The 18,300-nt window shown below is 67.4% G+C and carries 25 protein-coding genes; 16 read left to right on the top strand and 9 right to left on the bottom strand.

What is annotated here, in order from left to right:
* Nucleotides 1–415 precede the first annotated feature (415 nt).
* From EDF19_RS02455 to EDF19_RS18955, 7 genes are all read left to right on the top strand, one after another.
* Nucleotides 416–1,591: a hypothetical protein gene (locus EDF19_RS02455; protein WP_148071010.1), complete on the top strand. Its 1,176-nt coding sequence runs from the start codon at nucleotides 416–418 to the stop codon at nucleotides 1,589–1,591.
* A gap of 58 nt (nucleotides 1,592–1,649) precedes the next feature.
* On the top strand, nucleotides 1,650–1,871 hold the full coding sequence (locus EDF19_RS02450; protein ID WP_123679335.1) for a hypothetical protein: 222 nt from the start codon (nucleotides 1,650–1,652) through the stop codon (nucleotides 1,869–1,871).
* A gap of 115 nt (nucleotides 1,872–1,986) precedes the next feature.
* On the top strand, nucleotides 1,987–2,316 hold the full coding sequence (locus EDF19_RS02445; RefSeq protein WP_148071009.1) for a hypothetical protein: 330 nt from the start codon (nucleotides 1,987–1,989) through the stop codon (nucleotides 2,314–2,316).
* On the top strand, nucleotides 2,313–2,771 hold the full coding sequence (locus EDF19_RS02440) for a hypothetical protein (protein ID WP_123679333.1): 459 nt from the start codon (nucleotides 2,313–2,315) through the stop codon (nucleotides 2,769–2,771). The genes EDF19_RS02445 and EDF19_RS02440 overlap by 4 nt, the downstream gene beginning before the upstream one ends.
* A 182-nt stretch (nucleotides 2,772–2,953) precedes the next feature.
* Complete coding sequence (locus EDF19_RS02435; RefSeq protein WP_123679332.1) at nucleotides 2,954–3,217, top strand: hypothetical protein; 264 nt, start codon at nucleotides 2,954–2,956, stop codon at nucleotides 3,215–3,217.
* A 534-nt stretch (nucleotides 3,218–3,751) separates the two neighbouring features.
* A complete protein-coding gene (locus EDF19_RS02425) occupies nucleotides 3,752–4,483 on the top strand; it encodes a recombinase family protein (RefSeq protein ID WP_123679330.1) in 732 nt (243 codons plus the stop codon).
* Nucleotides 4,483–4,626 (top strand): hypothetical protein, encoded by a 144-nt coding sequence (locus EDF19_RS18955; RefSeq protein ID WP_185022633.1) that lies wholly within the window; start codon nucleotides 4,483–4,485, stop codon nucleotides 4,624–4,626. The genes EDF19_RS02425 and EDF19_RS18955 overlap by 1 nt, the downstream gene beginning before the upstream one ends.
* A 154-nt stretch (nucleotides 4,627–4,780) precedes the next feature.
* Here EDF19_RS18955 and EDF19_RS02420 read toward each other — a convergent pair whose 3' ends face one another.
* Nucleotides 4,781–6,538, bottom strand: a complete 1,758-nt coding sequence (locus EDF19_RS02420) for a tyrosine-type recombinase/integrase (protein ID WP_123679329.1) — start codon at nucleotides 6,536–6,538, stop codon at nucleotides 4,781–4,783.
* Nucleotides 6,539–6,721: 183 nt separating this feature from the next.
* Here EDF19_RS02420 and EDF19_RS02415 point away from each other — a divergent pair, with 183 nt between their 5' ends.
* From EDF19_RS02415 to EDF19_RS02400, 4 genes are read left to right on the top strand one after another with little or no spacing between them, the layout of a single operon-like run.
* Nucleotides 6,722–6,955 carry a hypothetical protein gene (locus tag EDF19_RS02415; protein ID WP_123679328.1) on the top strand — a complete coding sequence of 78 codons (234 nt, stop codon included), beginning with the start codon at nucleotides 6,722–6,724 and terminating at the stop codon, nucleotides 6,953–6,955.
* A 56-nt stretch (nucleotides 6,956–7,011) separates the two neighbouring features.
* On the top strand, nucleotides 7,012–7,284 hold the full coding sequence (locus EDF19_RS02410) for a DUF1778 domain-containing protein (protein ID WP_123679327.1): 273 nt from the start codon (nucleotides 7,012–7,014) through the stop codon (nucleotides 7,282–7,284).
* Between the two features lie 3 nt (nucleotides 7,285–7,287).
* Nucleotides 7,288–7,815 carry a GNAT family N-acetyltransferase gene (locus EDF19_RS02405; RefSeq protein WP_123679326.1) on the top strand — a complete coding sequence of 176 codons (528 nt, stop codon included), beginning with the start codon at nucleotides 7,288–7,290 and terminating at the stop codon, nucleotides 7,813–7,815.
* A gap of 60 nt (nucleotides 7,816–7,875) precedes the next feature.
* Nucleotides 7,876–8,340, top strand: coding sequence for a phage tail protein (locus EDF19_RS02400; RefSeq protein ID WP_123679325.1), 465 nt, complete (start codon nucleotides 7,876–7,878; stop codon nucleotides 8,338–8,340).
* A gap of 7 nt (nucleotides 8,341–8,347) precedes the next feature.
* Here EDF19_RS02400 and EDF19_RS02395 read toward each other — a convergent pair whose 3' ends face one another.
* The 4 genes from EDF19_RS02395 to EDF19_RS02380 form a co-directional block, all read right to left on the bottom strand.
* The gene (locus EDF19_RS02395; RefSeq protein WP_221180605.1) at nucleotides 8,348–8,554 is read right to left on the bottom strand and encodes a nucleotidyltransferase family protein; all 207 of its coding nucleotides are present in this window, start codon (nucleotides 8,552–8,554) and stop codon (nucleotides 8,348–8,350) included.
* Nucleotides 8,551–8,808 carry a hypothetical protein gene (locus tag EDF19_RS02390; protein ID WP_123679323.1) on the bottom strand — a complete coding sequence of 86 codons (258 nt, stop codon included), beginning with the start codon at nucleotides 8,806–8,808 and terminating at the stop codon, nucleotides 8,551–8,553. Before EDF19_RS02390 ends, EDF19_RS02395 begins: the two co-directional genes overlap by 4 nt.
* A gap of 315 nt (nucleotides 8,809–9,123) precedes the next feature.
* Nucleotides 9,124–9,411, bottom strand: a complete 288-nt coding sequence (locus EDF19_RS02385) for a hypothetical protein (RefSeq protein ID WP_148071008.1) — start codon at nucleotides 9,409–9,411, stop codon at nucleotides 9,124–9,126.
* Nucleotides 9,412–9,694: 283 nt separating this feature from the next.
* Nucleotides 9,695–10,306, bottom strand: coding sequence for an HD domain-containing protein (locus EDF19_RS02380; protein WP_123679321.1), 612 nt, complete (start codon nucleotides 10,304–10,306; stop codon nucleotides 9,695–9,697).
* A gap of 137 nt (nucleotides 10,307–10,443) precedes the next feature.
* On the opposite strand from EDF19_RS02380, the gene EDF19_RS18950 reads away from it, so the two are divergent.
* Nucleotides 10,444–11,271 (top strand): hypothetical protein, encoded by an 828-nt coding sequence (locus EDF19_RS18950; RefSeq protein WP_185022632.1) that lies wholly within the window; start codon nucleotides 10,444–10,446, stop codon nucleotides 11,269–11,271.
* Nucleotides 11,268–13,154 (top strand): amidase family protein, encoded by a 1,887-nt coding sequence (locus EDF19_RS02375; RefSeq protein ID WP_123679320.1) that lies wholly within the window; start codon nucleotides 11,268–11,270, stop codon nucleotides 13,152–13,154. Before EDF19_RS18950 ends, EDF19_RS02375 begins: the two co-directional genes overlap by 4 nt.
* 102 nt (nucleotides 13,155–13,256) lie before the next feature.
* On the opposite strand, the gene EDF19_RS02370 is transcribed toward EDF19_RS02375, so the two are convergent.
* Complete coding sequence (locus EDF19_RS02370; protein ID WP_123679319.1) at nucleotides 13,257–14,033, bottom strand: isocitrate lyase/phosphoenolpyruvate mutase family protein; 777 nt, start codon at nucleotides 14,031–14,033, stop codon at nucleotides 13,257–13,259.
* A gap of 110 nt (nucleotides 14,034–14,143) precedes the next feature.
* On the opposite strand from EDF19_RS02370, the gene EDF19_RS02365 reads away from it, so the two are divergent.
* Both EDF19_RS02365 and EDF19_RS02355 read left to right on the top strand, forming a co-directional pair.
* On the top strand, nucleotides 14,144–15,331 hold the full coding sequence (locus EDF19_RS02365) for a MalY/PatB family protein (RefSeq protein WP_260216857.1): 1,188 nt from the start codon (nucleotides 14,144–14,146) through the stop codon (nucleotides 15,329–15,331).
* Nucleotides 15,332–15,709: 378 nt separating this feature from the next.
* A complete protein-coding gene (locus EDF19_RS02355) occupies nucleotides 15,710–16,087 on the top strand; it encodes a hypothetical protein (protein ID WP_148071007.1) in 378 nt (125 codons plus the stop codon).
* A gap of 36 nt (nucleotides 16,088–16,123) precedes the next feature.
* Here EDF19_RS02355 and EDF19_RS02350 read toward each other — a convergent pair whose 3' ends face one another.
* The 3 genes from EDF19_RS02350 to EDF19_RS02340 all read right to left on the bottom strand — a co-directional run bounded on the left by EDF19_RS02350 (nucleotide 16,124) and on the right by EDF19_RS02340 (nucleotide 17,346).
* On the bottom strand, nucleotides 16,124–16,309 hold the full coding sequence (locus tag EDF19_RS02350) for a hypothetical protein (protein ID WP_123679316.1): 186 nt from the start codon (nucleotides 16,307–16,309) through the stop codon (nucleotides 16,124–16,126).
* Nucleotides 16,310–16,326: 17 nt separating this feature from the next.
* Nucleotides 16,327–16,782 (bottom strand): GNAT family N-acetyltransferase, encoded by a 456-nt coding sequence (locus tag EDF19_RS02345; RefSeq protein WP_123679315.1) that lies wholly within the window; start codon nucleotides 16,780–16,782, stop codon nucleotides 16,327–16,329.
* Nucleotides 16,783–16,857: 75 nt separating this feature from the next.
* Nucleotides 16,858–17,346, bottom strand: a complete 489-nt coding sequence (locus EDF19_RS02340; protein ID WP_123679314.1) for a GNAT family N-acetyltransferase — start codon at nucleotides 17,344–17,346, stop codon at nucleotides 16,858–16,860.
* Between the two features lie 68 nt (nucleotides 17,347–17,414).
* On the opposite strand from EDF19_RS02340, the gene EDF19_RS02335 reads away from it, so the two are divergent.
* On the top strand, nucleotides 17,415–18,299 hold the full coding sequence (locus EDF19_RS02335) for a LysR substrate-binding domain-containing protein (protein ID WP_123679313.1): 885 nt from the start codon (nucleotides 17,415–17,417) through the stop codon (nucleotides 18,297–18,299).
* Nucleotide 18,300 lies beyond the last annotated feature (1 nt).

Raw genomic sequence — 18,300 nt, 5'->3', positions numbered from 1 at the left:
TCGCAGTGTCGCGAAGTCTGCTTCTACGCGCCTCTAGGCTGCACTTGCGACACTTTGCCGAAGACATGTGTCGCAACTTCGCGCTAGAGGTCCGCTTTTCTGTAGTTCGGGCTTTTCGACTTGTGTCGCAGAATCCTACTTGTGTCGCAGGATCCTACTTGTGTCGCGGGATCGGTCCGTGACCGCTTTGATATAGTAGATTCGCACCTTCGGTGAGGCTTCGGGGTGGTGCCCAAAGCATACGGTCCGGTTGCGAGATGAGTTGGGTTCCTCCAATGGCCCAGATGTCCTCTCTCGCTCCGGGCCGTTTTTTCGTTGTAGCTGCCCGCTTCTGGCTCTCCGTGGCCGTTTTGATATAGGACTCCGCTCCGTTCACCAGCGGGGCAGACATCGAACGCAATGGAGGAGTAGGCCGATGGACCTAGCTCAACTAGACAAACAGCAGACCGAGGACCGCATCAACGCGGAGTCGGCTGCTGCACTCGATCGGACAGAGGCCCCCGAGTCGGCGAACCCCTCGCCTGCACCTGCTCCGAACCCGAAGGATCGCGAGTCTCGGCGTTGGATGCTCACCCTCCCTGAGAGTGAGTACGACCGAGCGGAGGTGGAGAAGCGCCTCGGCAAGTACAAGGCTGTGATCGGACAGCTCGAAGAGGCTCCGACCACGGGCTACCGTCACTGGCAGCTCTACCTGGAGGCGAAGTCGGCCGTCCGCTTCTCCACGCTTCGCAAGCTTTTCCCCAAGGGCCACTACACGCCTGCAAGGGAGACACGGATTCAGTGTGTCCGCTACTGCACGAAGGAAACCTCCCGCGTTGGAGAGCAGCTCAATCTTGGTCAGCTCAACTTCGCGGTGAAGCAGGGCAAGCGAACGGACCTCGACTCCTACGCAGAGCAGATCATGATTGAGGGCAAGTCGGCCGATGAGGTCATCTGGGATGACGCTCGGGCGGTGAAGTTTGAGAAGCAGCTCAACTCGCTCCAACTGATCCGGGATCGAAAGACCTGGGGCAATGTCTTCCGAGAGGTTGAGGTCCACTACATCCACGGCGGAACCAGGACGGGGAAGACATCGGCGCTCTACGAGACCTACGGCTACGAAGGTATCTTCCGCGTTCCGAACTGGCGGAATCCCTTCGATGGCTACAAGGGTGAGGACATCGTTGTGCTTGATGAGTACAACACGAGCGTTGCGATGGTCGACATGCTCAAGATCCTCGAGGGCTACCCCTTGGAGCTTGCCGCTCGGTTCTCCGACAAGACCGCGAAGTTCACCAAGGTCTTCATCGTTTCAAACCTCCGCGTGTCTCAGCAGCATCGCACGCTTCAAGAAGAACACCCGGAGCAGTGGGAGGCGTTCAAGGCGCGGCTCACCTCGGTTTCCGAGATGCTGCCTGGGGGGAAGCTCCAGGTTGAGAAGGGCATGCCGCCTCAGCTCAATCACTACCTCGAACAGAGGCCGGTCGAAATCCTGCTCCCAGGTGAGAAGCCGACGCAATGCTCCCTCGCCTCTGTCCAGGCACTTGCCGACGACGACCACTTCGAGGACGGAGAGTTTGCCGATGAAGCGGACGAGTTCTTCGGCAACTGACAGACCTACCAACCACCCAATCCCCGCTGAGGCGGGCAGAAAGAGGAGACCATGACCGATGAAAGAGATCCTGGACCAGACCATTCCCGACAGCCCCTATGCAGAGGGTAAGCTCGCGGGCCGCACCCTTCGCTCCGTGCTGAGCAAGAACATCCTCCGGGAGCGGCTACTCACTGATCCCGAGTTCAAGAAGCACCACCGGGAGCTTTTCTACGACCTCGACTTCCTGCGGCAGTCGGGCTACATCTACCGGGCCTTCGGCCTTCGCGCGCCACGCTGACGGTGGTGTGACACAACAGGGGCCGGGGTCTCGATGGACCCCGGCCCTTTCCCGTGCCCCTTTTGATATGGAGTCCCGTGCCGAGAGTCGGCCACTCAACCAGGAGGTAGATCCCATGACAACCCCAACCGCATTCCGCTTCCCCGCCCCCAGCGGACGCATCGCCGAGCTGACGGAGGACCAGTACGCCGCCCTCGTCGGCGATGGTGGCCTGAGCCGGAGCATGCTCCTCCGCATCGCGGGTGCCGCTGTGCTCCTCGCCCACATGAGCGAGGAGAAGCCTCGCACGCTCCGGCAGATCGCCGCAGCCGTCCACGGGGTCGATGAAATCGCGCCGACCAACATGGAGCACCGCGCCATGGTTGCTCTGGTCGCGGCCGGTCTGGTGCTCCGGGTCGGCTCCTCCAATCAGACTCGCTACCTCCGTGTAGGTGAGACCCGATGAGCAGGTTGAAGCTCGCCGCGCTTGCGCTCACTGCTCTACTGACGGTGATCGCGGGTGTTGCCACCATCGCAGAGTCACAGTCGGCTTCGGCTGTGGCCGACACCAAGGCCGTGAGCTGGCAAGGTCAAACTCGCACGCTGAAGATCTGGCCGACCGGCGCGGATCAGGCGGTGGGTGTGGGAGTGGTTGAAGTTCGCTACACCTATCCCGGCACCATCAGCAGGGTGGTCGTCGGTTCCGGCTGGAAGGTGAAGGAGAAGACCGCTTCGAGCTTCGTGCTCACCAACGCCGTCGGCTTCGTCGCCCGGAGCTGGGACCGGGATGCTGCGTCGGATGTGAGCGTCCGAGTGGACGGCAACTTCCTGCCGGTGGGTTCGGACCTGGAGTTCTTGAAGGGAGGCTCGAAGATCATGACCGGCGACGACTTCGACAGGGGGCGGGTCACCTTCCGCTGACTGATGTGTGACACCACGGCTAGGGCCATGATCCAACTCCGGATCGTGGCCCTTTCTCGTGTCGAACTTATACCCCCAGTTATGTCCCCCCGTTTATGTCCCCCCGTTTTGATATTGGTTTCTGCGACTTAACCGTCAGGGACAGGCTCGGACGCTGAGATGGTCGCTTAGGAGACACTCCGATGTACCAAGAGAAGAAGATTACGCTCCGTGCAGATCCCAAGCACGGGCTGATTCCCGTCGAGCTGACTGGTTTCAGTTCCTTCGATCCCATGGTGGTTGATCTGTCCGTCTATGAGCGCAGCGAGCTCTTCGAGCCTCTGAGCTTCGATGAGTTCGAGGATCACTCCGAGCTACTCGAGAAGATCAGGACGATCATGCGCGAGAGGCACGGCGAACCAATCCTCGGCATCACCGGCTCCGGCCGAGGCGGGGGTGAGATCTGATGCGAGTGTTCAACGACCCAGCCAAGCAGCAAGCCTGGACCATAGCGTCCGAAGTTTCTCATGACGAGGTCTCTACCCGAGGCATGAGCGACCCGAGCGGGGACATAGCGCTAGATGCCACTCACTACCTTTTCGATCTACGAGCCGAGTGGATGAGGCCAGCTTATGAAGACATCGACAGCGAGCGGCTGCTCGTCTGGCTCGATCGCTTCTTCGACTACCAGGAAGGCGTGCAGCTCGCTATCCGTTCCTCCTGGGCTGAGTTCAGTAGGAGGACGATCTGATGAAGACAACACCGAAGGCAGTGATCGAAGCTCTCAAGCTGATTCGCTCCGAGACTGGTAGGACAATCCCCGAGCATCGGGTGAGTCTCGTGCTGACCGCCGAGCCAGATCAGTATCGAGTCAGCTTCACCGATCCCCGACCTAGCGCCTTAGACCGAGAGTTCAATCTCGTCCGCACACTCACCATCACCCCAGCAGAGTTCGAGGCGTGGCAATCCTGGCTCGATGGACGCTACCCAGGAGGAAGACCATGACCAAGAGAATCGGCTACTACAGGCTGAGCCGCGAGGATTCGAAGTCCATGAGCATCGAGAGCCAGAAGAAGGCTCTTCGGGCGCATGATCCCAAGATGCCGATCTTCGGCGACGAGGGAATCTCCGGAGAGAGGAATCTCACCGATCCTAAGTCCGAATGGTCCACCAAGGTTCGACCGCTGTTCCTCGAAGATCCGGCCAACACTCAGATCGTTGTCTATACCTACGACCGCATCGGCCGCAAGAAGGGCAAGGTGCTCAGCGAGGTAGAGGACATCACAGACGCGGGCGGTTCGATCTTTGTTGTCCGCGAGGGTAGGACCTACGACGATGCCGAGGAGGCGGCGCAGTCCATCGAGCTGACTTTTCGTTCGCTTACCGATGAGACCTACCGCGTCGAGGTGTCTAAGAAGACCAGGCGCACGCTCGACTACCTGGCGCAGAACGAGGTGCCCCTCGGCCGGAAGCCGGAACTGACGGACGCCGACCTCGCGAAGATCCGTGTGCTCCGTGAGCGTGGTCTCGGCTACACGGCGATCGGGATCGTCATGGCGAAGGTTCAGAAGAAGGATGGCAAGGTCATTAATCGTTCGGCCGAGACCATCAAGCGGGCGCTCAGCGGCGAGTACGAGAGCCGGGAAGCCTACGAGCGGCGTAGCCGTGAGATGCGCCAACGGATGGCCGCCCGTGCGGTGCTCGGACTCGAGCCGGTGGGAGCTGAGAGCTGATGGGGAAGTTCAAGCAGCAGTCGAGGCGTGTCGCTGGCTCGATCTGGCGGCGCATCCCACTGAAGTACAAGCCCATCGTGCTCCTTGCTGGGCTGGCACTTGTGCTCTATCTCGCGGAGGCGGTGGTGTCGATGTTCAGCTGATCGGTTCGACAGGGCCGGGGTTTGATTGGTCTCTCGCCCCGGCCCTTTGTCATGCCCTCTGCGCCCGTAGCTCCCCGCCTCGGGCGCTTACTCGTTGGTCATGCACATGCTCACCGAATCGCGCCACGCGTCGCAGAGGTGGCCAGCTACCGCCTTAGTACTCGAAGCCCCGGGGTCCAACGCCCTCATCGACCACATGGCCGTAGCGGTCTTGGGTGAAGCTGCTGTTCTTGTGGCCCATTTCTTTGGCAATGAGTGGGACGGGGACTCCTGCCCGGAGTCTCGTGCTCACCGCCCAGTGGCGGAGGCCGTGGTGCGTCCAACCCTTGCGGCCGTCCCGGTTCGTCCGGTGGCGCGGGTACGACCGGAACTCCTCTGCCACATGATCGAAGATCGGATTGGCGATCTTGGCGTAGTTTGTCTGGCTCTGGTAGCTGCCGGTCCCTGCAACGATGCGGATGCTGTTGGTCCACGAGGGGTCGGTTTGGACGGGCTGCATCTCCCGGCCTGGCCGCACCCGATTGCGAGTCGGGAAGATCAGAAGCTCTCGGAACTCATCGATGCGCCGGTTCAGGGATAGCTTCTCGATCGCGGGGTGGTGCCAGAGGTCGTCCCAGAGGCGGTCCCAGAGTAAGTAGGCCAGAGGGGTGAAGCCGTGTCGCCACAGCTCCACCGATTCGGCGTCAGTTGCCTCCCAGAGCGAAATCGCTGGATCGGCGAACCGTGGGAGTAGGGCGGTGATCTGTTCCCTGGTTGATCCCTCGGAGTGATCGGCCCAGTTCGGCAGGAAGGCCGGCAGATGAACGGTGCGTCCCTTGGTTGCGCCCTTGGTGCCGGTCACCCAGATGGCTCCTCGGCTCGCCTGGCTCGCCTGCTCGCTCACATCGATCACGCCACGGAACCCCGAGCGGGTGCGGTCCCAATCTCTGTCGTAGATGTCGTGGATCTGCTCGACGCTCAACACATGGCGGACACGGAGACCGAGCACTTCCCCGATGCGCAGCCCGCCACCGGCTCCGAGCGCGGTGGCAAGCCCCACCATCCGGTAGCGCTCCGCTAGCTCCACGCCCTCTGCCCGTCGCCGTGCGTCCGGGTTGCTGTAGTGCTTCGGGATGCCGCGCCGGTGCTCGTTGACCGCTTCGGGTGGCAGTCCGTCGAGGAAGCAGGCATCGAGAGGCGACGGGTCTCCCCGCCGTGTCTTCGCGAGAGTGGCCGATCCGATCTTCTGGCCCTGTCCATTGCGGGCCGTGAGAGTCCGGGTCTTGGCCCCGGTGAGCTGGTCAATGGTGGTGGCCGCCGGATCGTCCAGTGGCCCGAGCTGCATCGTGTGGTACGCCGTGGTGATGAAGGAAGCCACCAGAGGCGAGCGGGGAATGTCGTTGGTGTCTACCCGGGGATTGCGGCGGCTGTGGGCCGTCCCGGTCAGAACGATCCCCTTTGCCAGTTCGTCTGCTCGCTCCGGGGTAATGTGTCCTGCCGCGTGGCGGAAGATGCCGCGCACCAACGAACGGGCTTTCTGCTGCTGGCCCCGGGATTGCTCCGAAAGGTCGATCCTGCCGATGTCGGCGGGGGATACATGCTTCACGAGTCGGTCCCCGTAGAGCGCGGTGAGCTTACGGCTGAAGTAGAAGTATTGGTCGTAGGTCCGGCTCGACCAGTTGCTCCGATTCGCCGCCAGCCAGTTGTCCACCGCTTGCTGAACGGTGGGCTGCTCGCCCTTGCCGAAGCCGGGCACATACTCACCACTGAGCGCCCGCGCCTTCTGTTCGGCATTCTCTCTGGTGCTGCCGCCGCTGGTGGTCTTCCGCTTGCCTGTGGTTCGGTCGGTGTAGACGATTCGCCAAGATCGGTACGAGTCCGTCGGCTCGTAGATCGTTGCGAGGGTGTCGGGTACGGTGATCCCGCGTGCCATGGAGGACGCTCCTCGGAGTCGCTGTGTCAAGTGGTTGTGTCAAATCATACGATCCGGACGCCCCGATCCGCGTAGACATGCGGATGTGGTCATGAAATGTGCGACATGAACCGAGTTCCGCTTCAACAACTAGCCCATCGGCCGCGTCGATCGGGGGGGGGGGGGGGCGGTACCGTCGTCCGCATGGGGCACGGTGTTCAGCTGACCTTCGGAACGATCCTGTTGCTGTGGGGTGCGTTCGTCATGACGTTCCCGCAGCTGATCATCAAGTTCGCCGTGGCCGCCGAGAAGGCCGGCCTTGCTCGGAACCCGCAAGCTCATTGGGGAACTTGGTGGGTTCGTCTGCTGGGCTCGATGCTCGGCTGCGCCGGGCTGGTGGCAGCCGTGACGGCACTGGTCGGAATCCTCTCGCACTGATGGCCGGATTCTGGTCCGACTAGCGCCTGTACGGCGATCTGCCGTACATTGGTGGCATGACCACTCGGAAGTCCGATCGCCTCGACCTGCGTCTCACCAGTGCACAGAAGCGCGAGATCGAGCAGGCTGCTGCGATCAGCGGGCGCTCGATCACCGACTTCTCCGTCACGGCGCTCGTCGAGCATGCCGAGGACACGATCCGACGGGAGCGTGAGATCACGATGTCAGACCGGAGCTTCGAGGCCTTCACCGAGGTGCTCGACCGCCCGGCGCAGACGGTGCGCGGGCTCGCCGACCTCCTCGCTCGTCCCAGCGTGTTCGTCGACTGACCTGTGCCTGTCTTCCGGCGCCCGCGCCCGATCACCCCGCACGACGACACGAGCGCCTTCGACTGCTCGAAGCCGACCCTGACGAGTTGGTTGCAGATCCGGGCGATCCGCAACGAAGCGGGAGGCGCATCGCGGACGTTCGTCTCCATCGATGACGAAACCGACCGGATCGCCGGCTACTACTGCCTCGCGGCGAGCTCGCTCCGGACGGAAGGGCTGCCGGGGTCGCTGCGTAGGAACATGCCCGATCCGATCCCCGTCGTGCTCGTCGGTCGGCTCGCTGTCGACACGGCGTTCCAGGGTCAGGGGCTCGGCGTGAGCCTGCTGCAGGACGCGCTGCTCAAGAGCATCGAGGCATCGCGATTGATCGGCGCGCGAGCAGTGATCGTCTACGCGCTCGACGACGCCGCTGTCGGTTTCTACGAACGGTTCGGGTTCGAGCTGGTGCCGGAGACTGCTCGGTGCATGTACCTGCTCGTGGCCGACGCGGAGAAGACGCTGACGTCGGTGGCGGCCGCCGCGACGAGGTAGCGCCGGTCGCGTTCCGCTCGGGGGCTAGGTTTGAGCTGATCCAGCCCCGTAGGAGGCCCCATGTCGTACGTCGTCGACTTCGTGAACGTGTCCACCGCCGGACTCGAGTCCTCGCCGGCCGCCGACGCCCTCGCAGGACTGCGCGCGAACGAGGCCCGGTACTTCAAGAACAAGTACGACCACGTGTTCACCACGCACGCGGCGGCGGACGTCCCTGATCTGGTCAGCTACGTCCGACGCGTGCTCGAGGAGGAGCGCGGGCTGGTCATCGCGTCGCCGCCGCTCGAAGCAACCGAGGTGCTGGTGGACGGCGTGCGCTGGACCTACGTGTTCTACGAGTCCGGCTTGGCGATCAACGTGCTCTACACGCTGGCCGAGGGCGGGAAGCGTGCGGTCGGCTTCAAGCTCTCCGACGGTATGGAGGTCCCGGAGGAGCTGGCCGACAAGTTCAAGTTCGCTCGGCAGAAGTCGAAGCTCGCGGGGACCATCCGCGGTTCCTTCTTCGTCGTGAAGGGCGAGTACTGACCCATCGTCACAGGACGAGCGCGTCGGCGGCGAGGTGCGCGAGGTGGTCGTCGGTGTCGCCGTCGGTCAGGACTTCGACGTGGAACCCGGTGAGTGCCTCGACGGCGGCAGCGAATCCCCCGAGGTCGAACAACGACGCCCCTGGTGTGGTGGAGACGAGCAACTCGACCGCACTCGTCTCGCAGTCCTCGCCCCGAGCCGCTGAACCGATCACGCGGACGTCGGTGAGCTTCCGATGTGCTGCCTCCGCTCGGATCCTGCCGCGAGGACGGCGAGCGCGATCGCCGGTCGGAGCCGCGCTGCGGTGAGCACCGCGGTGAGCAGGTAGCGGGTCGGCGCCGCGGACCCGTCCTCGTAAGCCTCGATCATCCCGACCGGGAGTCCGACCTCGCGAGCGAGTTCTCCGGTTGACATGCCGATGTCGGCTCGCGCTGTGCCGATGAGTTCGGCTGCCTGGTTCATCGCCACGAGTGCGACCCTACGAGTGCCCCGTCGCGGAGCGGTGGGTCGACGCGGAACACATACGACATGTTCACTCGGTGAGCACGGGGATCGACCGTGAGGACGCGCGTCGTCGGACGCACGGTGCGAGGTTCCGCGCACTGTGGGACGGCCGGTACCTCGCACCATGCGCGAAACCTCGCACCGAGAGCCCGGCCCGCCCGGCCCTGGCGACCCGAGCGCCCGGCCGGATAGCCCGAACGCCCGAGCGGGCAGCCCCCCACGCACGACGAAGCGCCGCCGGGAAAACCCGGCGGCGCTTCGCGTTCGTACTGGTGGACCCTAGGCCGCGAGGGCCATCTCGCCCGCACGGACGGACTGCGCCTGCAGCAGCGTGCGGCTGGCCTCGCCCGCCCAGGAGCGGCCCGGCACGGTCCAGCCGGCCTCGCCGACTGCGTCGAGACGGGTGCCCCGGGTGATGAAGGCCCCGAGGTCGTCGGCGGAGATGCGGACGAGGTACTCGCGCTGCGAGCTGTCGTCGCGCACCGGGAACTCGGCGATGCGGTCGGGGGTGATCGTCGGAGCCGCGAGTGCGGTCCCGAACACGGTGATTCGTTCGTTGCTGGTCATGGTGCTGTACTTCCTGGTCATTCGGCGCCAGGGCGACTCGGTGGCGGCGGACGTCTCAGTCCGGCGCGACGCATCGAGTGCGGGGCGCGCACGTCGAGTTTCAACGTGCAGCTCGTCCGTTCGGATCGAGCGGTGTCTCGAGTGGAATGCGACTCGGGTGAGTCGGTGTCGAGAGGTTGGTGTGCGCGAGTCAGATGGGTTCGCTGCAGTGCACCAAAGAAACACTATACGGCCTCGATGCCGAGAAGTCCAGGAGACCAGGAGAACAGCCGAGCAGACCAGCTCAGGACGCCAGGAACGCGTCCCAGCGCGAGCCGCCGGCAGCCACGTTGCCCGATCCGTCGAGCCGCGCTGCAGCCGACGACGGCTTGCGGTCGGCCTGCGCGTGGATGAGCCCGTCGAACGAGGCGGAGAACCCCAGCCGGGGCAGTGCGGCGGCGACCGCGTGCAGGTCCGACGTGGACCACCGCGAGAACCCGGCGCCCGAGACGTCGAGCGAGGTCGCGACCTCGAGCAGGTGCCCTTCGGTGTCGAGCGCGGGGTCGACCGAGGTCCACATGTGCCGCTCGATGACCTCGCCGACCCGACGAGCACGTGCGGGTTCCCACCCTGCACCGAGCGCGAAGACCGAGCCCACGGCGCCACCGGCGTCCTCGAACGGCACGGCATGGGCGTCGAACGACGGCGTGACGCCGAGGTCGTGCAGCATCGTCGCGACGAACAACAGCTCACGGTCGGGCTCGAGGTCGATCGTCGGTGCGAGCAGGACCGCCCACGCCCACGAGCGCAGGCAGTGGTTCACCAGTGCGGGGGAGGACCAGGTGCGGACGACGTCCAACGCCCGTGCGGCGACGGGGGAGGGCGGGGTGAGCAGGGCTTCGACGTCGAGCGACATGGCACGACAGTAGCGGTGCGACGGAGCCGTAACGGCGCGGAAACGTGCCGGGCCCGAGCCGGAAACAGCGCACCGTTAGCTTTCGGATCACTGAGTACCCGCTCAGCACCCGACCTCCTCCCGAAGGACCTGCACCCATGCAGCACCGCCTCCGGCTGCGCCCCCGCGCGACGATCGTGTCCTCGACACTCGTCGCCGCCGGGGCGATCGGCCTCGCCGCCCTGACCGCCTCGCCGGCTCAGGCAGCACCGACCGCGACGACCGCCACGATCGACGCCCCCACCACCGCGACCGTCGGCGCCGCGTTCGACGTCGACCTGACGATCGCGGCGACGACCGACGTCTACGCCTACGAGATCACCCTCGACGCCGACGCGGACTCCGTGGCGTACGTGGAGGACAGCGTCGCCGGCCCCGACGGCGGTTTCGACAGCGTCGAGCAGGACGGCGACGCCCTGACGATCGTGCACACTCGCCTCGGGACGTCCCCGGCGCTCAGCGGCGACCTCGCGACCTCGATCAGCCTCACGCCCGGCGCTGCCGGCACGGTCGACCTCGCCGTCACGAGCATCACGCTCGTCGACGCGTCCGGTGCGGCCACGACCCTGACGGACCCGGCGGCCACCACGGTGGTCGTCGAAGCCGCGGCGACCGCCACTCCGACCGCCACTCCGACCGCAGCCCCGACGGCCACGCCCACCCCAGGCGCGACCGCAACGGCCGACCCCGACCCCGGCACCGGTACGGACGACCCGAGCACCCCGGCCGACGCCGACCCGACCAGCGGCGCCACCGCCGTGGCCGCTGGCGGTGGTGACCGTCCGACCGGCGGCGAACTCGCCTGGACCGGCGCCGACGTCGCCCCGTGGATCGCCGCGTCCCTGGCCCTCCTCGCCGCCGGCGGGACCCTGATCACCCTGCGTGCGCGCCGCGCCCGCCGCGAGCGCACCGGAGCAGCCGAATGACCGCCACGAAGCCTGCCATCAGCAAGCAGGCCGCCACGAAGCCCACCACCAGCCGCAAGCGCACCACCGTCGCCGGCGCCTCGCTCATCGCCCTCGTCGGCACCGTCCTCGCCGCGACCCCCGCGATCACGGCCGCAGCAGCACCGGCAGCCGTCGACGCCAGCCCCGCCGCGATGCTCGCGCCGTACTACACGGACCTCGACCTGACCGGCGACGACCAGGTGACGAAGGCCGACCTCACGGTGCTGAGCGCCCACCTCGGCGCAACGAGCTCGAGCGCCGACTGGTCCACCGTCAGCGCCGCGGACACCGACGGCGATGCGACGATCACCGTCGCGGACATCGCCGCCCTGTCGCAGCGCATGATCTACGACGACGGCCCCTTCGAGCTCGTCGAGGCCTCCACCCTCGACATGCAGGCAGCCATGAACGCCGGGGTCACCACCTCGGTCGCCATCACGCAGGACTACCTCGACCGCATCGCCGCGTACGACCGCACGAAGGTCGACTCCGCGTCGAACGGCCGCGCGCTCAACTCGATCGTCACCACCAACGCCGATGCCCTGGCCGCGGCGAAGACGGCGGACACCGAGCGCGCCGAGCACGGCATGACGAGCATGCTGCTCGGCGTCCCGATCGCGGTGAAGGACAACTACGACACGAAGGACATGCCGACCACCGGTGGCTGCGGCTGCTGGGACGACAACCAGACCGACACCGACGCCACGATGGTCGCCGGGCTGCGGGACGCCGGCGCGGTGATCCTCGCGAAGGCCAGCCTCGACGAGTTCGCCTACGGCTTCGTCTCGGAGTTCTCGTCGAACCAGCCCGCCGGTTCCTCGCTCCTCGTCGCCAGCCCGTACAACACCACGCAGACCGCGGGTGGCTCCAGCGGTGGCACCGGCGCGGCGATCGCGGCGAACCTCGCCGGCATCGGTTTCGGTACCGACACCGGCGGCTCGATCCGCATCCCGTCGACGTACAACCAGCTCGTCGGGATCCGTCCGACGGTCGGTCTGACGAGCCGCGACGGCATCATCCCCCTCGCGCTGTCGCAGGACACCGGTGGGCCGATCGCCCGCTCGGTGACCGACGCCGCCGTGGCGCTCGACGCCGTGACCGGTGTGGACGCGGCCGACCCCGCGACCAGCGCGCAGTCCGGCAAGGTGCCGACGTCCTACACGGCAGCGCTCGACCCCACCGCGCTGCAGGGTGCGCGCATCGGGTACGTCACGTCGATGGTCGGCACGAACGCGACCGCGAAGCGACTGTTCGACGAGTCCGTCGCGAAGCTCGAGGCCGCCGGCGCGACCGTCGTCCCGATCACCGCGACGACGGCCTTCAACCGGGTCCTGTCCGAGGGCAGCGGCAGCACGAACGAGTTCAAGCACGACCTGGACGAGTACGTCGCGAAGCACCTGGACCCCGACGTGACCGCCCGGTCGCTGCAGGGCATCCTCGCTTCCGGCGAGTACGTGCCGAGCCGCAAGTCCACGTACGAGTCCCGTGACCTGATCACCGATGCGCAGTACCAGGCGTGGGCCGGTCCGACCGGTTCGCACACGACGCAGCTCGCCACCGGCAAGCAGCTCGTCACGCAGATGATGGACGACCAGGACCTCGACACCCTGATCTACCCGTCGGGCACGCCGTACAGCACGCAGTCGACGAACATGCGTCTGAGCCCGAACACCGGCATGCCGGCGATCACCGTCCCGATGGGGCAGGCGACCGCGGCCGACGGCACCATCACCGGCGCCGGCGTGAACCTGGAGTTCCTCGGCCGCTCGTTCGACGAGAGCACCGTGATCGGCCTCGGCTACGCCTTCGAGCAGGCGACGAAGGCGCGCACCACGCCCGCGCTCTACCCCGCCCTCGGCTGAGAGGCAGCGCCGTCCCTTGAATAGGCATACTATTCAAGGGACGGAATGACAGACTGGAGGCGCGGCACCGGCTGGTGTCGCGCCTCCTGTCCGTCTCCTGGTTCAGTTCAGTGTCGGGGTGTCCTCCGGCACGACGCCGTCGGCGTACAGGTCGGTCGCCAGGTCGCGGAGCGCGCGCAGCGCGACGCGCTGCGTCAGTGGGCCGTACGAGATGCGTGCGACGCCGAGGGCCTCGTACTCGGCGGCGGGCAGTGCGCCAGGCAAGCCGATGACCGAGAGCGTGCCGCGGCCGAGGCCGGCGACGAGCTGCTCCACGACTCCACGGTCGATGGCGCCGGGCACGAAGACCAGTGCTGCGCCGTTGTCGAGGAACGCCTTGCCGCGTGCGATGGCGTCCGCGATGCTCTCGTCGATCGGACGGTCACCGCCGCGGGCGATCGCGTCGGTCCGGGCGTTCAGTTGGAAGTCGACACCCTCCGCCTGGGCCGCGGCGGTGATCGCGGCGACCCGTGCGACCGCTTCGTCGAACGGCCGGAGACGGTCCTCGACGTTCGCGCCGACGATGCCGGACCCGATCGCACGGCGGATGGTCTCGGCCGGGTCCTCGTACCCGTCGTCGAGGTCTGCAGTGACCGGCAGGTCGGTCGCGGCGGCCACGATCGCGGCACCCGACAGGGCGAGGTCGAGCGGCATCCCGCCGTCCTCGTACCCGTACGACGCGGCGATGGAGTGCCCGGCGGTCGCGATCGCCTTCGTCTCGGGCAGGTCGCTGACGGTCTTCGCGCTGATCGCGTCCCAGACGTTCACGACCCGGAGGATCTCCGGTGCTCCGTGCAGCTGCTTGAGGGTGGTGGCCTTGTCGGCGGTGCTCGTGGTCATGTCGCCGACAGTAGGCGGGGCGACGCCCCGCGTCCCAGGGTGACCCGAAGACGACGCGAGATGACAGCCGGGGTCGCGCCGGGCCTCCAGGCAGGGGCATGCTGGGACGCATGGCGAGCGACGAGCAGGACCCGGTCGGAACGCTCCGCGGGGTCCGGACGAGCATCAAGTGGACGCGGTACGCCCCGGACGTGCTGCCGCTGTTCGTCGCCGAGATGGACCACGACGTCGCGCCGGAGATCCGGCAGGCGCTCATCGAACGGGTCTCGCAGTCGGACCTCGGGTACCTCGACGGACCCGGGCCGCTCGCACCGGCGTTCGCGCAGTTCGCGCTCGACCGTTGGGGCTGGGAGATCGACCCGTCGCGGATCCACCTCGCGACCGACGTCAGCGTCGGCATCGTCGAGTCGTTGCGGCTCGCGCTGCCAGACGGCGGTCGCGTGGCGATCACGCCGCCGGTGTACCCGCCGTTCTTCGAGCTCGTCGAAGAGGCCCGATGTCAGGTGGACGAGGTCCCGCTGCTCGAGCAGTGGGGGCAGTACCGGCTCGACCTCGCCGGCATCGAGCGGTCCTTCGCGGCGGGCACCGGTGTCTTCCTGCTCTGCAACCCGCACAACCCGGTCGGCCTCGTGCACGACCGCGACGACCTCGTGGCGCTCGCCGAGCTGGCGGCGAAGTACGACGTCCTCGTCATCAGCGACGAGATCCACGCCCCGCTGACGCACCCCGGCGTGCAGTTCACGCCGTTCGCCGCGGTCGCCGAGCCCCTCGGCGCCCGCAGCGTCTGCGTGACCTCGGCGAGCAAGGGGTGGAACCTCGCCGGCGTGAAGTGCTCGATCATCGTCGCCGGGGATGCCCGGACCGCCGCGCTCCTCGACACCCTGTGGGAAGAGGTCGCCTGCCGCACGAGCATCCTCGGGCTGCACGCGAACCTGGCGGCCTTCACGGTCGCGACGGACTGGCTCGACGACGTGGTGTCACGGATCGTGGCGAACGACCGGCTGCTCGCGAAGCTCCTGGCCGAACACCTGCCCGGGGTCGTCTACACGCGGCCGCGCGCCGGGTACCTGGCCTGGCTCGACTTCCGGGGCATCGGGCTCGGGGACGACCCGGCCGTCCCGCTGCGGGAGCACGCGTTCGTCGCGTTGAACTCCGGCCTCGGGTTCGGCGCCGAGGGGCGCGGGTTCGTCCGGCTCAACCTGGCATGCTCACCGGAGACCCTGCGCGAGGCCGTGTTCCGGATCGCCTCGGCGTACCCGTCGAGCGCGCAGGAGGGGCTGGTCTGGCACGTCGCGTGACGCGTCGTGCTCGCCATCCCTCCACAAGGCCGCTCCAGCCTCGGATCTGCACCGGTCTCGCGACCCCTGCCTCGTGATGCCTCCGGGATCGCGAGTGTCGGGGGATGCACCCTCTCAGCGATCTTCCGTCTACGTCGAGTAGGCAGCTTTGCCTACCGCACGTTGGGCGGCTACCGTGGAGCGTGCAGTGCTCCTCGCTCGACTCGCACGCATCGCAGAAGAGCGAGGGACGGAGTTCGTGTTCCATCGACACGGTGGACGTCACGATGTCTTCCGGTTCGGGCAGAGCACGGTCATCGTGCCTCGACATCGTGAAGTGGAGGAGATGACGGCGCGCGGGATCCTCCGCGACTGCGAACGAGAAGGAGGCGGGCGACGATGAGTCGCCACACGGTGCGAGCCGAGCGCGGCAGGAAGTACAGGGTCATCTGGATCGACGGCGAAGTGCGGACCCAGGCGAAGCGGGAACGGGAGATCGAACCGATGGCCCGCGACTGGCTCTCGCTGATGAACGACCGGTTGCCGGAGTCGTTCGATCTCGAGGTCGAGGTGAGGATGCCCGACGCGGCACAGGCGCACCTGGACCGAGCGCGTGCCCTGCGGGAGGAATCCGAACGGGCCCGCGCCGAAGCTGCGAAGGAGACCGCCGCAGCGGCATTGGTGCTGCACCAGGCCGGGCTCACCGTCCGGGAGATCGGCCCGCTCCTGCACGTGTCCCACCAGCGCGCGCAACAGCTCGTCGCCGCAGCGCGCTGAGCGACCTGGGGCGGTGACGCTGTCAGTGGTGACGCGTCAGGCGACGTACTGGTTGCGACCGACGACGCGGATGCGGAGGTCGTCGTCGCGGTCCATCGCGAGGAGCTCACGGGCGACGAAGCCGACGGACGGCCAACGGGTCACCTCGGTGACCATGAAGCCGTCGATGAACACCTGCCACGAGCCCGCCTCACGGACCGCCTGCACCTCGTACGTCGCCATGCCGCGAGCGTACCGGGTCAGCCGACGCGCTTCGCGTAGTAGCGCAGGGTGGGCACCTCGCCGGTCGGCTTGCACCAGTCGGCCGGCCCACGACCGGTCAGCCGCCACCCCCGACGCTCGTACAGACGCCACGCCGCCGGGGTCTCCTCGGTGACGTCGAGTCGGACGTGCGTCCCGGGGCAGGCGCGCTCCGCAGCGTCGAGCAGTGCGTCCGCGACGCCGGCGCCGCGGCGGTCCGGCTCGACGAAGAGCCGGGTGATGGAGGGCATCCGACCGGGTGCGGGGACGGTGAGTCCGACGTGTCCGATGACCTCGTCGCCGTCGGTCGCGACCCAGGCACCGAGCAGGCCGTCGGGGTCCAACCACGCGGCGGGGTCGTCCGGCCAGCCTGCCGGGTAGCCGCCGAGGTGGACGCGCCAGAGCACCTCGACCAACGGGTCGATGTCAGCAGCGGCGCGCGCGGTGATGTGCATCTCCTCGGACGCTATCGGCTGGCGGCGCTGCGTGGTCAGTATCCGGCCGGATCCGTCCCGGACGAGCGCCGCTCGTCAGCGCAGTTCGAGCGTCATGTGCACGTCGGCGCGGACGTACGGGCTCGGGACGAGTTCGTCGTCGCGCAGGTGCCGGAACCCGAACGCCTCGTACAGGTGCACCGCGCTGGCGAGCTGCGCGTTGCTCTCGAGGTCGACCCGCTGCGCGCCGAGCTCCCGGGCCCGCTCGAGCGCCGCGGCGATGAGCTTCCGCCCGGTGCCGTGGCCCTGGTGGCCGGGGGAGACGGCCATCTTCACGAGTTCGAACACACCCGGAGTCGTCGGCACGATGCCGATGCACCCGATCACCTCGTCGTCCAGCCGGGCCACGAACACCGCGCCGCCGGGTTCGACGACGTGCCCGACGGGGTCACCGAGGAACTTCCGGTCCTCGTCCTCGAGGGCGAAGAACTGCGTGATCCACGCCTCGTTGAGGACGCGGAACGCCTCGGCGTCTGCAGGGGTCGCGAGGTCGCTGATGGTGACGGTGGAGGTCGCTTCGGGCATGGCTCAATCCTCGACCGTGAATAAGGTCGCGTCCAATACTCGTTCGCTCCGATCGATACGCTGGATGCATGGATCGAGACCTCGACGTCGACCTCCGCCACCTCCGTGCGTTCCTCGCCGTCGCCGACGAACTGCACTTCGGGCGCGCGGCCGAGCGGCTGCGGATCGCTCAGCCCGCGCTGTCCCAGCAGATCCGGCGGACCGAGCGCGAGCTCGGCGTCGAGCTGTTCGTCCGGACGAGCCGGAGCGTGGCGCTCACCGCTGCCGGTCGCGTGCTGCAGGGTCGGGCGCGGGCAGTGCTCGGGCAGGTCCGCCGCGACCTCGACGAGACCGTCCGCGTCGGCCGCGGCGAGGCCGGCCGGCTCGACGTCGGGTTCGTCGTCTCGGCGCTCCCGCTCGGACCGATCGAACGCGTGCAGGCGTTCCGGATGCGGTACCCGTTGGTCCGAGTCGAACTCACCGAGGGCTACACGTCGACGCTGCTCGCGCGGATCGTCCGGGGCGAGCTCGACCTGGCCGTCGTGCGCGACCCCGACCCGGACCCAGCGGTGCGGTTGCTGCCGTTCCGGACCGAGGCGTTCGTCGCCGCGGTCCCGCGCGGGCACCGGCTGGCGGACCGTGCCGCGATCGAGGGGCCGGAGCTGCTGGACGATCCGTTCGTGTTCTTCCCCGCCGTCGCGGGGTCCCTGGCGACCGAGCGGAACCTCGCCCCGGTCACGGCGGGAGGTCGGCGTCCGGTGGTCGTGCAGGAGGCCACGACCTGGGCGACGGTGCTGCACCTGGTCGGTGCGGGACTCGGGGTCACCGTCGTGCCCGAGAGTGCGGCGCTCGCCGCACCGGACACCGTCGTGCTGCTCCCGCTGACGGACAGCACGCACCGGAGCGAGCTGTCGTGGGCGATGCGGGCGGACGACGACCGGGAGATCCTGCGGAACTTCGTCGCGGCCGAGTGAC

It is taken from the genome of Curtobacterium sp. PhB115 (assembly GCF_003752025.1).
Lineage (GTDB): Bacteria > Actinomycetota > Actinomycetes > Actinomycetales > Microbacteriaceae > Curtobacterium.
The sequence above is the reverse complement of the archived record's forward strand: the minus strand, read 5'-3'. Positions and strand labels throughout refer to the sequence as shown.

Coding starts and splice junctions, on each gene's coding strand:
- EDF19_RS02385 (WP_148071008.1), bottom strand. CDS start 9,411: ATGACCAGCAACGAACGAATCACCGTGTTCGGGACCGCACTCGCGGCT.
- EDF19_RS02400 (WP_123679325.1), top strand. CDS start 7,876: ATGTCGTACGTCGTCGACTTCGTGAACGTGTCCACCGCCGGACTCGAG.
- EDF19_RS02445 (WP_148071009.1), top strand. CDS start 1,987: ATGACAACCCCAACCGCATTCCGCTTCCCCGCCCCCAGCGGACGCATC.
- EDF19_RS02340 (WP_123679314.1), bottom strand. CDS start 17,346: ATGCCCGAAGCGACCTCCACCGTCACCATCAGCGACCTCGCGACCCCT.
- EDF19_RS02420 (WP_123679329.1), bottom strand. CDS start 6,538: ATGGCACGCGGGATCACCGTACCCGACACCCTCGCAACGATCTACGAG.
- EDF19_RS02350 (WP_123679316.1), bottom strand. CDS start 16,309: ATGGCGACGTACGAGGTGCAGGCGGTCCGTGAGGCGGGCTCGTGGCAG.
- EDF19_RS18955 (WP_185022633.1), top strand. CDS start 4,483: ATGGGGAAGTTCAAGCAGCAGTCGAGGCGTGTCGCTGGCTCGATCTGG.
- EDF19_RS02435 (WP_123679332.1), top strand. CDS start 2,954: ATGTACCAAGAGAAGAAGATTACGCTCCGTGCAGATCCCAAGCACGGG.
- EDF19_RS02365 (WP_260216857.1), top strand. CDS start 14,144: ATGGCGAGCGACGAGCAGGACCCGGTCGGAACGCTCCGCGGGGTCCGG.
- EDF19_RS02415 (WP_123679328.1), top strand. CDS start 6,722: ATGGGGCACGGTGTTCAGCTGACCTTCGGAACGATCCTGTTGCTGTGG.
- EDF19_RS02425 (WP_123679330.1), top strand. CDS start 3,752: ATGACCAAGAGAATCGGCTACTACAGGCTGAGCCGCGAGGATTCGAAG.
- EDF19_RS18950 (WP_185022632.1), top strand. CDS start 10,444: ATGCAGCACCGCCTCCGGCTGCGCCCCCGCGCGACGATCGTGTCCTCG.
- EDF19_RS02335 (WP_123679313.1), top strand. CDS start 17,415: ATGGATCGAGACCTCGACGTCGACCTCCGCCACCTCCGTGCGTTCCTC.
- EDF19_RS02455 (WP_148071010.1), top strand. CDS start 416: ATGGACCTAGCTCAACTAGACAAACAGCAGACCGAGGACCGCATCAAC.
- EDF19_RS02370 (WP_123679319.1), bottom strand. CDS start 14,033: ATGACCACGAGCACCGCCGACAAGGCCACCACCCTCAAGCAGCTGCAC.
- EDF19_RS02440 (WP_123679333.1), top strand. CDS start 2,313: ATGAGCAGGTTGAAGCTCGCCGCGCTTGCGCTCACTGCTCTACTGACG.
- EDF19_RS02345 (WP_123679315.1), bottom strand. CDS start 16,782: ATGCACATCACCGCGCGCGCCGCTGCTGACATCGACCCGTTGGTCGAG.
- EDF19_RS02410 (WP_123679327.1), top strand. CDS start 7,012: ATGACCACTCGGAAGTCCGATCGCCTCGACCTGCGTCTCACCAGTGCA.
- EDF19_RS02380 (WP_123679321.1), bottom strand. CDS start 10,306: ATGTCGCTCGACGTCGAAGCCCTGCTCACCCCGCCCTCCCCCGTCGCC.
- EDF19_RS02355 (WP_148071007.1), top strand. CDS start 15,710: ATGAGTCGCCACACGGTGCGAGCCGAGCGCGGCAGGAAGTACAGGGTC.
- EDF19_RS02450 (WP_123679335.1), top strand. CDS start 1,650: ATGAAAGAGATCCTGGACCAGACCATTCCCGACAGCCCCTATGCAGAG.
- EDF19_RS02375 (WP_123679320.1), top strand. CDS start 11,268: ATGACCGCCACGAAGCCTGCCATCAGCAAGCAGGCCGCCACGAAGCCC.